The sequence below is a fragment of the Rhodopseudomonas palustris genome (genome assembly GCF_013415845.1).
Lineage (GTDB): Bacteria > Pseudomonadota > Alphaproteobacteria > Rhizobiales > Xanthobacteraceae > Rhodopseudomonas > Rhodopseudomonas palustris_F.
Map to the genome: position 1 here is coordinate 1,954,954 of NZ_CP058907.1, position 13,016 is coordinate 1,967,969.

9 protein-coding genes are annotated in these 13,016 nt (G+C 64.4%); 7 read left to right on the forward strand and 2 right to left on the reverse strand.

Annotation, left to right across the window (positions count from 1 at the left end):
* Nucleotides 1-54: 54 nt before the first annotated feature.
* Nucleotides 55-2,283 (forward strand): TonB-dependent receptor family protein, encoded by a 2,229-nt coding sequence (locus tag HZF03_RS08960; RefSeq protein ID WP_119018386.1) that lies wholly within the window; start codon nucleotides 55-57, stop codon nucleotides 2,281-2,283.
* Nucleotides 2,284-2,305: 22 nt separating this feature from the next.
* Here HZF03_RS08960 and HZF03_RS08965 read toward each other — a convergent pair whose 3' ends face one another.
* Both HZF03_RS08965 and HZF03_RS08970 read right to left on the reverse strand, forming a co-directional pair.
* Nucleotides 2,306-3,415: a DUF2336 domain-containing protein gene (locus HZF03_RS08965; protein WP_119018387.1), complete on the reverse strand. Its 1,110-nt coding sequence runs from the start codon at nucleotides 3,413-3,415 to the stop codon at nucleotides 2,306-2,308.
* Between the two features lie 37 nt (nucleotides 3,416-3,452).
* Complete coding sequence (locus HZF03_RS08970; protein ID WP_119018388.1) at nucleotides 3,453-4,598, reverse strand: GGDEF domain-containing protein; 1,146 nt, start codon at nucleotides 4,596-4,598, stop codon at nucleotides 3,453-3,455.
* Between the two features lie 388 nt (nucleotides 4,599-4,986).
* Between HZF03_RS08970 and HZF03_RS08975 the strand changes: the two genes are divergently transcribed.
* From HZF03_RS08975 to HZF03_RS09000, 6 genes are all read left to right on the forward strand, one after another.
* Nucleotides 4,987-5,556: a sigma-70 family RNA polymerase sigma factor gene (locus tag HZF03_RS08975; protein ID WP_119018389.1), complete on the forward strand. Its 570-nt coding sequence runs from the start codon at nucleotides 4,987-4,989 to the stop codon at nucleotides 5,554-5,556.
* A complete protein-coding gene (locus HZF03_RS08980; RefSeq protein ID WP_119018390.1) occupies nucleotides 5,553-6,386 on the forward strand; it encodes a hypothetical protein in 834 nt (277 codons plus the stop codon). The genes HZF03_RS08975 and HZF03_RS08980 overlap by 4 nt, the downstream gene beginning before the upstream one ends.
* A gap of 486 nt (nucleotides 6,387-6,872) precedes the next feature.
* The gene (locus tag HZF03_RS08985; RefSeq protein ID WP_012495373.1) at nucleotides 6,873-7,391 is read left to right on the forward strand and encodes a TIGR03809 family protein; all 519 of its coding nucleotides are present in this window, start codon (nucleotides 6,873-6,875) and stop codon (nucleotides 7,389-7,391) included.
* A gap of 437 nt (nucleotides 7,392-7,828) precedes the next feature.
* Entirely contained in the window at nucleotides 7,829-9,895 is a 2,067-nt protein-coding gene (locus HZF03_RS08990; RefSeq protein WP_119018391.1) for a HAMP domain-containing methyl-accepting chemotaxis protein, read from the forward strand.
* Between the two features lie 311 nt (nucleotides 9,896-10,206).
* Nucleotides 10,207-10,548 carry a DUF2946 family protein gene (locus HZF03_RS08995; RefSeq protein WP_119018441.1) on the forward strand — a complete coding sequence of 114 codons (342 nt, stop codon included), beginning with the start codon at nucleotides 10,207-10,209 and terminating at the stop codon, nucleotides 10,546-10,548.
* Nucleotides 10,549-10,701: 153 nt separating this feature from the next.
* Nucleotides 10,702-13,011, forward strand: a complete 2,310-nt coding sequence (locus tag HZF03_RS09000; protein ID WP_119018392.1) for a TonB-dependent receptor — start codon at nucleotides 10,702-10,704, stop codon at nucleotides 13,009-13,011.
* The last annotated feature ends 5 nt before the right edge of the window (nucleotides 13,012-13,016 follow it).

A 13,016-nucleotide genomic window follows, 5' to 3' on the forward strand; every position in this document is an offset into this window, starting at 1 on the left:
CGCGCGCATTGCGCGCGTCCACCTCATCGTCCGCTCAGTTGCCGGAGTTCCGTCATGTCTTCCGCATTCCCGCGGTCGCGCAGGCATTTGCTTGTGCATGCCACCGCGCTCGTCTCCACCTGCCTCGTCGTTCTTCCTGCTGCGGCGCAAAGCCGTTCTTCCGATAGCCCTCTGCCGCCGGTCACCGTGCAGGCGCCCGATCAAGCCGCGCGACCGGCGCCGGTGCGTCCGAAGCCGCGCGCAGCATCGCAGTCCACGCGCGCGGTGCGCAGCGCCGCCCCGGCTGCGCAGCCGTCCGCTGCGCCGGCTGCAAGCGAGGTCGCGCGCGGTCCTGCACTGACAGTGCTCACCGTGCAGCAGACGCTACGCGACATCGAGCAAACGCCGGGCGGCGTCGCGCTGGTGCCGGCCAACGCCTATCGCAACTCGACGGTGTCCAACACCATCAAGGACATTCTCGACTACGTGCCCGGCGTGTTCGCGCAGCCGAAATGGGGCGACGACACCCGGCTGTCGATCCGCGGTTCCGGCCTGTCGCGCAATTTCCACCTGCGCGGTGTGCAGCTCTACATGGACGGCATTCCGATCAACACCGCCGATGGCTACGGCGATTTCCAGGAGATCGATCCGACCGCCTACAACTACGTCTCGGTGTACAAGGGCGCCAACGCGCTGCAGTTCGGCGCCAATTCGCTCGGCGGCGCGATCAACTTCGTCACCAAAACGGGACGCGATCCGTTCCCGAACGGCGTCAGCGTCGATGCCGGCGCGTTCGGCTATCGCCGGCTGCAGGCCAATGCCGGCGGCGTCAATGGTGCCTGGGACGGCTACATCACGGCCTCGGCGCAAGCCGCGGACGGCTTCCGCAATCACAGCGATGGTCAGGCATACCGGCTGAGCGGCAATGTCGGATATCAGATCACGCCCGATATCGAGACGCGGTTCTATCTCAACGCCAACAGCGTCCGGCAGAAAATCCCCGGCAGCGTCACAAAGGACATCGCGCTGAATTCGCCGCAGACCGCAGCGGCCAATAACATCGCGCTCGATCAGCAGCGCAACATCGACACCGTGCGGCTTGCCAACAAGACCACGATCCGGTTCGAGGACACTGTGGTCGACTTCGGCGCTTTCGGCGTCGACCGCCATCTGATGCATCCGATCTTTCAGTGGCTCGACTATCGCTACCAGGACTACGGCGGCTTCGCCAAAGTCACCGACGATCGCATCATCGGCGGTTATCGCAATCGCCTGGTCGCCGGCGTCAATCTGCTGAACGGCCGGATCGACAACAAGCAGTACGTCAACGTCGCCGGCAACAAGGGCGCGCTGGCGTCGTCGTCGCTCGACAAGTCGACCAACACCAGCGTCTACATCGAGGACTCGTTCTACTTCCTGCAGAACGTCGCCCTGGTCGGCGGAACGCAATTCCTGCACGCCACCCGCGACCGCCGCGATCGCTTCCTGTCGGACGGCGATCAATCCGGCTCGACCGAGTTCAATCTGTGGAGCCCGAAGGGCGGCCTGCTGTGGCAGATCGATCCGAACTGGCAGGCATTCGCCAACGTCTCGCGCAGCGCCGAGGTGCCGAGCTTCGGCGAGAGCGCATCGGGACCTGGGATTCCGTTCATCCCGTTCACCAGCATCCGGCCGCAGCGTGCCACGACTTATGAGATCGGCACCCGCGGGCGCCGTCCTGACGTAACCTGGGATCTCAGCCTGTACCGGGCCGAGATCAAGGACGAACTGCTGTGTCTGTACAGCGCGTTCGGCAACTGCAACGTCACCAACGCCAACCGCACCATGCACCAAGGCGTCGAAGCCGGTCTCGGCGTGACGCTGTTCAAGCACCTGCTCGAGCGCGCCGGCGCGCCGGACCGGCTGTGGCTGAACATGGCCTACACGCTGAACGACTTCCGCTTCGACGGCGATGCCAAGTTCGGCAACAATCTGCTGCCTGGTGCGCCGCGGCATTATCTGCGCGCCGAGCTGCTCTACAAGAATCCGAACGGCTTCTATATGGGCCCGAACGTCGAATGGGTGCCGCAGGCCTACTACGTCGACAGCGCCAATACGCTTCAGACCGAGCCTTACGCACTGCTCGGCCTCAAAGCGGGTATCGATAATGGCGGGCCGTATTCGATCTATATCGAAGGCCGCAACCTGCTCGACAAGACCTACATCGCCTCGGCGAGCATCATCGACAAGGCGAACGCCAACTCGCCGCTGTTCGAACCCGGCACCGGGCGCGCCGTCTACGCCGGCTTCAAGGCGCGGTGGTAGGTGGGACGCAGTCGCCGGCCGCTCAGGCGGCCGGCGGTGCGGCGACCGTGGATTGCTGCATGCGGTGGAAGCGCAGCACCTGCTGGGCGGTGGAGGTGCGCAGCCGCTCATAGGTGTCGCGGCATTCCTCGAGGTCGTGCGAGTGCGTGCCGTTGATTTCGTCGCGCATGTCGATGATCTCGCGCACCGTCGCCCACGCCAGGTTGCACACCTTGGCGAGGATCAGCACGCCTTCGTCGCGCGATTCGACCATCATGGCTTCTGCGGTTTCGACCGTGATGTTGGCGAGACAGGCGATCGCCTGATTGGTCTCATCGAATTTGCGTTGCTGGGCGAAGCTATGCACCGCGGCGGCATCGATGCGACCTTCTTCGAACAGCGAGCGCACCAGCCCGTGCGCAATCGAGGTCTGGCGGCTGATGCCGCGCGGTGCCGAGCGCGCCAGCCGGCCGGCCTGCCGCACCGCGTTGCCGACATCGGCGGCGGCGTGCGGATTGGCGGCTTCGAGCTTGCTGCGCACGGTCGCCGAGGCAATCGCTATCATCTTCAGATACTGCGCCCGCGGAATGGTGCGCTGACCGAGTGCGTCGGCGAGGCCGTCGTCGTGTTCGGCGCGCCGTGCGAGCACGCAATAGCCGTTGTCGGAGAATTCGGCGCCGGGATTTTTCACGGTGCTCTGCACCACCGCCGGATTGCCGAGTTCGACGAGCACGTCGGTGACGGCGCCGCTGAGGGTGCGGCGGGTCGAGATCGCCATCATGTGCTGCTGGCTCTTGGCGCGCACATTGGCGATCAGGGTGGCATCGTCGAGCTGCTCCGACTGCGACAGCACCGGCGCGGCGATCTCGATCCGGTCTTCGAAAGCGAGCTGCCGGATGATCCGCGGCGGCGCCTGGACGTTGGCGAGCCGCTGCGCCAGCAGAACCATGGCGTTGGATTCGATGTCCTCGACCAGGCAGGTGAAGACGTCGTCGAACACCTCGATCTGTTCGTCGTTGTAGTCGACGCCGTCGAGAAACAGGTCGGTCACCCGGCGCAGCGTCTCCACGCGACGCGCCACGGTGCCGTGCGCCAGCATCGCCTGCAATTCATCGAGCAGGTGAAGGGCCGGCCTCTTTGGTCGTGAAGTCATTACTCTTTCCTAGAGCGGACAAAGAACGCCTGTTTCTTCAGGCGCAGGAAATTCGGTTTCGTCCGCCGTGCTTGGCCTCGTAGAGCGCGCGATCGGCCCGTGCCAGCACGGCTTCGGTGGATTCTTGGAGCGTCATGGTGGTGACGCCGGCGGACAACGTCACCATCATGCTGGGCGAGAACGCGCTCCAGTCGAGATCGGCGACGATCATGCGAAGCCGGTCGAGGATCAGGCGGGCTTCGTCGTCGGATGTGTTCGGCAGCAGCAGCAGGAATTCTTCGCCGCCGTAGCGGCCGAACCGGTCGAAGCTGCGGATGTTGGCGAAGATGGTGATAGCGAAGGTGCGCAGCACCTCGTCGCCGATCGGATGGCCAAAGGTATCATTGATGCGCTTGAACCAGTCGAGGTCGATCAACGCCAGCGACAGCGACTCGCAGTGCCGCGCCGCGCGTTCGATCTCATTGTCCAGGTGCCGCATGATACAGCGGCGGTTATAGGCCCCGGTCAGTTCGTCGAGTTCGGCCAGCTCCTCGATCCGCTGATAGGCTTCGCGCAGCTGGACGCCGCGCTTGTACAGCGAGTCGCGCAAGGCTTTCGAAAACACCCCGATGAAGGTGCAGCGTCCGACGGTCAGCACCAGCGCCAGCAGGGTGGCGAGGCGTTCGAGCGAATTGTCGTGCGGCATCCCGATCGGCAGATCGGTGAGCAGGAACAGCGGCACCAGCACGCACAGTAGCGCGGACCATAAGATCAACGCCTGCCGGCGGTCGGCGCGCAGCGACGCGAAGCCGAACACGACGAACAGTTCGAACAGGAAGAACGCCCCGATCTGCGGCGCCCACACCGTGAAGGCGATGATCAATGCCAGCGTCGTGATCGCGATCGGCACCGTCAGATAGTGATCGGAGAAGCGATCGTTGAATCCGGATTCCGACAGAGCGAACAGGATGCCACCGACCAGGGCGCCGGAGACGGCGAACGCCACCACCACCATCGACGGGATTGTCCCGGCTTGGACGTAGATCAGCAGGATCGCGGCATCGATCATGAAGCTGGCGGCGATCAGGTCCAGCATGTGCCGGCGCTGACGCATCCGCCGGCCGCGGACGGCAAGGGTGCGCGCGTCTTCGGCCCTGGTTTGAGGATCGGGCAGGGTGCCCGACAGCGCGGCAGTTGGTCCCATCGTCCGCCCGGTCGATTTTGCTCTTGGGGAACCTACTAGGAAAAGCCTTTCGTTTTGGTATCTGCCATTTGCTCGCAAGGGTTGATAGAGGCCGCTAGTAGATTGATTCCAGCGGCATTCTTGCGGGATTTCCCGGACAGCCACTGCCGTCGTGACGACACTCGGCTGTGAATATGTCGCGCAAACCGCATCTCGGCTTGGTAACCTCGATCCGGCACGAAACGGCGACTCAGGCTGCCCGCTGAGATGGGCCGGCCGGGTGATTTTGCTGGCTTAGGCCGCGTTTTGCACTGGAATCGGGACCTGCGGCCATTCCGAGGATCGAAAATTTGCTTTTATTTATCGAACCTTCCGCGATGCCGGGCCGACCAAATCCAAGAGACGGCCAGTGAGTACCAAGCAGGCAGCCACCGACGACGTCCTGATATCCAGGATCGCCCAGGGGGACCGGGTCGCGATGCAGGTCCTGTATGGACGGCATCACGTCAAAGTCTTCCGGTTCGGTCTGCGCCTCGTTCGGAACGAACAGATTGCCGAGGATCTTATCAGCGAAGTCTTCCTCGACGTCTGGCGTCAGGCCGGCAAGTTCGAGGGACGGTCTTCGGTTTCAACCTGGCTGCTAGCGATTACGCGGTTCAAGGCGCTATCGGCGCTGCGACGGCGTAAGGACGCCGAACTGGACGACGAGGCCGCCGCCGCGATCGAGGATCCTTCCGACGATCCGGAGATCGCGGTGCAGAAGAAGGATACAGGCGAAGCTCTGCGGAAGTGCCTGACCTCACTGACGCCCGAGCATCGAGAGATCGTCGATCTGGTGTACTACCATGAGAAATCCATCGAAGAAGTCGCCGAGATCGTCGGAATTCCGGAGAACACGGTGAAAACCCGACTGTTCTACGCACGCAAGAAACTCGCCGATCTGCTGCAGGCGGCCGGCGTGCAGCGAGGCTGGCCATGATGGCGATGAGCAACACGATGCCGGATCCCCGGGAGCCGGGCGACGTCGAGGCGCTGCTGCCGTGGTATGCGGCCGGCACGCTGAATGCCCGCGATGCCCGCCGTGTCGCTGACGCGCTTGATCGCGATCCGGCATTGGCGCGGCAATATGCCGTCATCCTCGAAGAATATGCCTCGACCATCGAACTCAACGAGAGCCTCGGCGCGCCGTCGTCGCGCGCGATGCAGAAGCTGTTCGCTGCGATCGACGCCGAGCCGGCACGGGCGCCGGGCGCCGGGCAGGGGCTCGGCGCGCGCTTTGCCGGTTTCTTTGCCGGGTTGTCGCCGAAGGCGCTGGCATGGTCGGCGTCGGTCGCCGGCCTTGCGCTTCTGCTACAGGCCGGGCTGATCGGCGCGCTGCTGACGTGGCCGCATGCGGTTCCGGTGCAGACCGCCGCCTATCAGCCGCAGCGCGAGGTGGCGCGCGCGCCGGCATCGGCTCCGGCTCCCGCGACGGTTTCGCCGCCCGCGGCGGCGATGGCCGATCGTGCGGCAGATGCCGGCAAACCGACGCCGCCGATGGTGATGGCGGAGCGTTCGGGCGGACCGGTGGTGCGGAGCCTGGCGCCGCAATCGGGCCCGCGTGTGTTGGTCAAGTTTGCGCCTGAGGCGCGCGCCTCGGAGATCGCCGCCCTGCTCGACCAATATAATGCCGTGGTGGTCGACAGCTCGCGAGGCGGGCTGTTCCGGCTGCAGTTCGGCACTCAGCCGCTGTCGAAGCAGGATCAGGAGACTCTGATCGGCAGGCTGCAAAAGGAGCCGGTCGTCAGCGTCGTATTGTCCGCTCCCTGATTACTTCGCATTGCACAAATAAGCTGTTGAGCGCGCGGTTTCGGCTCTGCCGCGGCCGATTGGCTGCCGCGCCGTGACGGCCGGTGCAGGGCCTTTCTCGCTTGCTTCACAAGCTCGCGCGCGAGAAAAAATCCGCAACCGGATTGAACGTCTGGGCGTTGTCCGCTGACCAATCGTTGTGGGAGCGGAAACCACCTCCCTAACGAGGCCAGTCGGCGCGAGCGCCCATCCACCCCTGCGCTGATATGGCTTTTGACCCGCCCGGTTGTCCCCCCGGGCGGGTCTTTCGTTTTCCGGCTCGAATCGGCGGATGATCCGCCGTGAGCCTTCCAATTCCCGGCAGTATTACGAGGTTCGGTCGCAGGGGCGCCCCAAGTTACCGCTGCGCTGGACATGGTAAATTTTTGTTAACAACATTGTTCGTAAGCTTTGCGTCGATTCGTAAGTTGCGTCGCGTTCCTTTTTTCCTCTCCTGGCGGACCGACCATGGAACAGACCGACGCAGAGCGTGGGCGTGCGCTCGTCCAGCGCTGGTGCTTGCTCGCAGAACAGCGGCTCGACTACCTCACCGAGCTGTTTGAAACCGGCCGGTGGCGGCGTTTCTTCGGCGAGCTCGAATTTCTCGAAAACGTCCAGGAAGCCAAAGCCGCCGTCGAATCCTGGCGCGGCCTGTTGCAGCGGGAAGCGACCCTCGACAATCGTCCGGTCGATCTGTCCTGGCTCGGCCACAACAAGAAAGTCCCGCCGCGGCTGGCGTTCTACTTCGACGGCGAGGTTGTCAACGGCTCACCCTCGTACGCGCTGCCTCACTCGGCACCGCGGCCGGCCCAGTCGCCGCGCGTCGCCACTCCCGCAACACCCATCAAGCCCGCCGAGCCGGAGCGTGCTCCGATTGCACCGGAGCCAGCCCCTGCGATCGTCCCTGACGATGTTCCGGTGTGGATGCACGCGCTTGATCCGGCGCGGCTCGAGCAGCGCTATTCACTGTTGCGCAAGGCAAGCTGACGCGTAGGTCCGCGCTGATTCGCGCAGGACGCGTGAGTGCGATTCATCCACAGCATAGGCCGATGCGACCTTCGTCGTAAGGCAGGAGCTCGTCGGCCTTGGGTCGCGCGCCGGTCGCTCCTCAGCTCGGCTTACTAACATCAACAGTTACTTCGGCTTTGTGGCCGTGTTTGATGCCGATCAAGCTCAGAAGCGATCGCCAATCTGGTGATGGGCGCAAACTGGCGCCAATGAGCGCCGAATTGCGCCGCTGATATTTAACGGATTGGAACGAATTTCCGCGCACTTATTGCGTGCGAACCGGTTCTGGATTCGCCCATAAGATGAAATCAGCAGGGGGATTCGCGGCGACGTGCGCGTCCCTGACGTGCTGCGGATCTCTCTTTCATGCGCTGAGTGCAGCCACGCTTTCGCGCGGCCTCGTCGGGAAAGAGATCATGCCTAGTGCTCAATCGTCGCCTGTCCCGCACAGTTCTGCGGGCCTGTTTTCGTTCTTCACCAACCGCAAGATCGGGGTGAAAATCGCCATCGGCTTCGCCGCCGTGCAAGTGCTGATGGCCGTCCTGGCCGTCCTCAATTATTCCAGCTTCGGCAAGGTCGGTGATGCGTTCGCCAAGTTCGATCAGCGGGTCGGAGTCGTCGACGCCGTGCGCGACGTCGAACAGGATTTCAATTCGTTTCGCCGCACCGTGCGCGAATACAGCCTCACCGGCGAAGACTTCCTGATCGCCGAAGCCACCAAACGCCGCACCGAGCTACAGGATCACATCAAGCAGTCGCTGCAGCAGATTCACGGGTCCAGCCGTCACGCCGCGATGGCCGACCTCAGCAACAAGGTCGATTCGTATGTCGGCCAGTTCGATAGCCTAACCAAGCTACGCCAGGATCAGAACCGTCTGTCGCTGACCGTGCTGGGGCCGGTCGGACAGCGGATCGTCAGCAAGCTCGAGCAACTGCAGTCCTCCACCATGAGCGGTGACGGCAACAGCGATCAGGCGCTCCTGGTGGCGCAGTCGTTGAAGCAGTTCCTGTTACTGCGTCTCGGCGCCGCCAAGGTGCTGGGTATCCGCCTCGAGAAGGCCGCGCAGGCGAGTGCCGAAAAGGCGCTGGCTGATTTCCGGACGTCGCTGTCGACGATGAAGACCGCGCTGACCGGAGACGCTGAGCGCAAGCAGTTGGCCGCGATCGAGGCGGATCTTGCGATCTACGCGGACGGCTTCCAGCAGTCGGTGCGCGACGTCAACGACATCGACGCGACCATCGGGTCGATGACCAAGGTCGCCGAGTCGCTCGCGGGCGACGCAGCCGCGATCAAGCAGTCCGGCGTCGCTGAATCGAAGCAGATCGGCCATCAGACCGAAACGCTGATCGGCGAGACCCAGAACCAGATCGTATTCATCACTCTCGGTGCAATGGCGATTGGTTTGGTGCTCGCCTGGCTGATCGGTCGTGCGGTGTCCCGTCCGATCGTGGCGATGTCCGGAGTGATGAAGGAGCTCGCCGCCGGCAACACCAATGTCGAGATCGTCGGCTCCGGCCGCTTGGACGAAATCGGCCTGATGGCCTGCACGGTCGAAGTGTTCCGCAACCATTCGATCGAATTCGACCGGCTGAAGGCCGAGCAGGAGGAAGCTGAGCGTCGTGTCGCTGCTGAGCACAAGGCGGAGATGCAGCGCCTCGCCGATCACTTCGAAGGCGCGGTCGGCGAGATCATCGACACTGTGACCTCTGCTTCGACCGAACTCGAAGCTTCGGCCGGTACGCTGACGACCACCGCCGAACACTCGCAGATGCTCGCCGGCTCGGTCGCCGCGGCTTCCGAGCAGGCCTCCGCCAATGTGCAGTCGGTGGCGTCGGCCACCGAAGAGATGGCGTCCTCGATCACCGAGATCAGCCGTCAGGTGCAGGAAGCGGCCCGGATCGCCAACGAAGCCGTGGAGCAGGCGCGCAAGACCAACGACCGGATCGGTACGCTCGCGCAGGCGGCGAACCGGATCGGCGACGTGGTCGATCTGATCAACACCATCGCCGGCCAGACCAATCTGCTTGCGCTCAACGCGACGATCGAGGCGGCGCGCGCGGGCGATGCCGGTCGCGGTTTCGCGGTGGTGGCACAGGAAGTGAAGGCGCTCGCCGAACAGACCGGAAAGGCGACCGGGGAGATCAGCTCCCAGATCGGCAGCATGCAATCGGCGACGCAGGAGTCGGTCGGTGCGATCCGCGAGATCGGCGGCACCATCGAGCGGATGTCGGAGATCGCCTCGACGATCGCGTCCGCGGTGGAAGAGCAGGGCGCTGCGACGCAGGAGATCTCGCGCAACGTGCAGCAGGCTGCGCGCGGCACCCACGAGGTCTCGTCCAACATTGCCGACGTCCAGCGCGGTGCGACCGAGACCGGCTCGGCCTCGTCGCAAGTGCTGTCCGCCGCACAGTCGCTGTCGCGCGACAGCACGCGCCTGAAGGACGAGGTCGATCGCTTCATGGAAACGGTGCGGGCGGCGTAACCCCTCGCTTCATCGCAAATAACTTGCAACTAACGTGCGCCCGGGCCTTGTCCCGGGCGCGCGCGTTGATGCGACCTGTGTTCTAAAAGTGACATCTATTCCAAATGTCATGAGTCGAGGTATCTCGCCACCACGCCGGATTGTTGCACCTCTGACGCTGTGATTATTTGGCTCCGCACAGACTGGGGACGCGTGTGCTGGGGGCGTTGCGGAACGGAGTGATGGGGATGGCGTCGGCCGCGCATGCGCGCCGCCCAAGCCGATCGCTTGCTGCACACAACAATTCAGATTGGTTTTCGTCGGCGCTGCGGATGTCGACCAGTTGGCTGGTCACGTTCGCGCTGCTGCTGCAGATCGTGCTGTCGGTGGTGCCGCCCGCCAGTGCCGCATCGCTCGACGTTCTCAGCGGCGCCGGCATCTGCCACTCGATCGACACCTCCGCGCCCGCCGACTCGCAGGATCGGGTGGTGGTGCACTTCAAGTGCATCGCCTGCGTCCTGGTCTGCAGCCTGCCGCCGCCGTCGCTGGTCGTCACCGCGGCGCCGAGCCTGACCTGGGCTTGGCTCGCTCAGCGCTGGCCGCTGACCGAGGCTGCTCCGCGCAGTGCCCCGGTCTCCTCACACTCCGCTCGCGGACCTCCGGAGCTTGCGTAACCGCACCGCTCGCTGATCGCGCGCTGGCCGCGCGACGGTGATGCCTTGCCGTTTCGCTGCTGTCCCCGTTGCGTCTGCTCGTTGCAGCGCACGGCGCCAGATGTCCTGCGCCAGCCAGATGCTGTGCGCGCTCGATCTTCCGTGAGTTTCGTTATGTCATCCGTCTTGTCCGCCGGCTTGCGCCGGTCGCTATTGCTGTCCACCTCGCTGCTGTCGCTGCCACTCGCGGCCGTTGCATTCTCGGCCGCCTCGCTGTCATCGGCACCGGCTTCGGCACAAACTGCGAGCAATCTGTCGACCATCGTGGTCGAGCCCACCAGGCCGCGCGCCAAACCGCGCGTTCGCGCCACCACGCCGTCGCCGCAGCGCGGCCCGGTTATCCGCGACGCTGCGGTGTCACCGCCACCTGCCGCGCCGTCGTCCGAGCCGATTTCGGCCTCCGCCACGACGCTGCCGGGCTCGGCGGTGGTGGCCCGCAGCCTCGGCACCAGCGACAGCGCCTCGCTGATCACCGACATTCCTGGCGGCGCAGTGTGGGGTGCTGGCGGGGTGTCCAGCCTGCCGGCGCTGAACGGTGTCGGCGCCGACCGCGTGCAGGTGGCCATCAACTCGATGCTGATCAGCCCGGCGTGCCCGAACGAGATGAATCCGCCGCTGTCCTTCGTCAATCCGCAGATGATCGCCAGCATGCGCGCCTATCTCGGCGTCGCGCCGGTCAGTGTCGGCGGCGACTACATCGGCGGCAAGATCGACGTCACCACCGCGCCGCCGCAGTTCGCGACCGGGCCGAGCCTGCTGACCACCGCGACGGTCTCGGGCTTCTATCGCAGCAACGGCAACGCCTACGGCGTCGATGCGCGCGCCACGATTGCCAATCAGGACACCAGCGTCACCTACACCGGTGGCTGGGCCCGCTCCGGCAACTACAAGGCCGGCAACGGCATGACGGTGAAGTCGACGCTGTGGGAGGTGCAGAACCACGCCGTCAGCATCTCGCGGCAGAGCGCCGGCAATCTGTTCACGCTGCAGGTCGGCGGCCAGTTCATCCCGTATCAGGGCTACGTCAACCAGTACATGGACATGGTCGAGAACCGGTCGATGTTCGTCAACGGCCGCTACGACGGCGTGTTCGACTGGGGCAAGCTGGAGACGTCCGCGTTCTATCACCGCATCCGGCACACTATGGGCTTCATTGCGCCCGACAAGGTCAGCAACATGCCGATGGACACCCGCGGCACCGACCTCGGCTATAATATCAAGGCGTCGGTGATCGCCTCCGACCACGATCTGATCCGTATCGGCAACGAGACACACGCGTATCGGCTCGACGATTGGTGGGATCCGGTGCCGGGCTCCGGCATGATGATGTCGCCCAACACCTTCATCAACATCAACGACGGCCGCCGCACCCGGCTCGGCACCTTCGTCGAGTGGGAGCGTCACTGGAACCGGGAATGGACGACGCTGTTCGGCCTGCGCAACGATGTGGTGTGGATGGGCACCGGCAATGTCCAGGGCTACAGCTCGATGTACGCCGCCGATGCGGCGCGCTTCAATGGGCGTGATCGCGATCGCACCGACGTCAATTTCGACGGCTCGGCGCTGATCCGCTACGAGCCCAACGCGATCAGCCAGTTCGAGCTCGGCTTCGCCCGTAAGACCCGCTCGCCCAATCTGTACGAACGCTACACCTGGTCGAACACCGCGATGGCGATGAAGATGATCGGCTGGTTCGGCGACGGCAACGGCTATGTCGGCAACGTCGATCTCAACCCGGAGAAGGCCCACACGGTGAGCTTCACCGCGGCTTGGCACGATCCGGCGCAGAAGCTGTGGGAGGTGCGCGTCACGCCGTATTACAGCTACGTGCAGGACTATATCGACGTGAACCGCTGCTTCGTCGCGGGCAGCTCGACCTGCAATGCGGCGAACCTGACCAAGACCAACGCCTTCGTGTTCCTGCAGTTCGCCAACCACGACGCCGAACTCTACGGCGTCAATCTCGACGGCCGGCTGACGGCGTGGGACAGTTCGGCTTACGGCCGAGGCGTGCTGCGCGGGCAGTTCGCCTACGTGCATGGCCAGCGCACCGACGGCATCAACTTGTATCACGTGATGCCGGTCAACGCGAAGCTCGGGCTCGATCACGAGCTCGGCGGCTGGGTCAACGGCATCGAACTGCAACTGGTCGGCGCCAAGACCCAGGTCAGCCAGGTGCACAACGAGACCTCGACCTCGGCCTACGCGCTGCTGAACCTCCGCACCGGCTATCGCTGGGAGAACGTGCGGCTCGATGTCGGCGTCGATAACGTGTTCGACAAGTTCTACTACCTGCCCCTCGGCGGGGCCGACCTTGTCGACTTCCGCGCGGCCTCGATGATGGGCGGTTCGTCGCCGATCTGGGGCTATGGCGTGCCCGGCATGGGGCGCTCGTTCAGCACTCGCCTGACCGTGTCGTTCTGATTGCG

Excerpts from the sequence above, each read along its gene's own strand:
- HZF03_RS08960 (WP_119018386.1), top strand. The coding sequence starts at position 55 with ATGTCTTCCGCATTCCCGCGGTCGCGCAGGCATTTGCTTGTGCATGCC.
- HZF03_RS08965 (WP_119018387.1), bottom strand. The coding sequence starts at position 3,415 with ATGACTTCACGACCAAAGAGGCCGGCCCTTCACCTGCTCGATGAATTG.
- HZF03_RS08970 (WP_119018388.1), bottom strand. The coding sequence starts at position 4,598 with ATGGGACCAACTGCCGCGCTGTCGGGCACCCTGCCCGATCCTCAAACC.
- HZF03_RS08980 (WP_119018390.1), top strand. The coding sequence starts at position 5,553 with ATGATGGCGATGAGCAACACGATGCCGGATCCCCGGGAGCCGGGCGAC.
- HZF03_RS08985 (WP_012495373.1), top strand. The coding sequence starts at position 6,873 with ATGGAACAGACCGACGCAGAGCGTGGGCGTGCGCTCGTCCAGCGCTGG.
- HZF03_RS08990 (WP_119018391.1), top strand. The coding sequence starts at position 7,829 with ATGCCTAGTGCTCAATCGTCGCCTGTCCCGCACAGTTCTGCGGGCCTG.
- HZF03_RS08995 (WP_119018441.1), top strand. The coding sequence starts at position 10,207 with ATGTCGACCAGTTGGCTGGTCACGTTCGCGCTGCTGCTGCAGATCGTG.
- HZF03_RS09000 (WP_119018392.1), top strand. The coding sequence starts at position 10,702 with ATGTCATCCGTCTTGTCCGCCGGCTTGCGCCGGTCGCTATTGCTGTCC.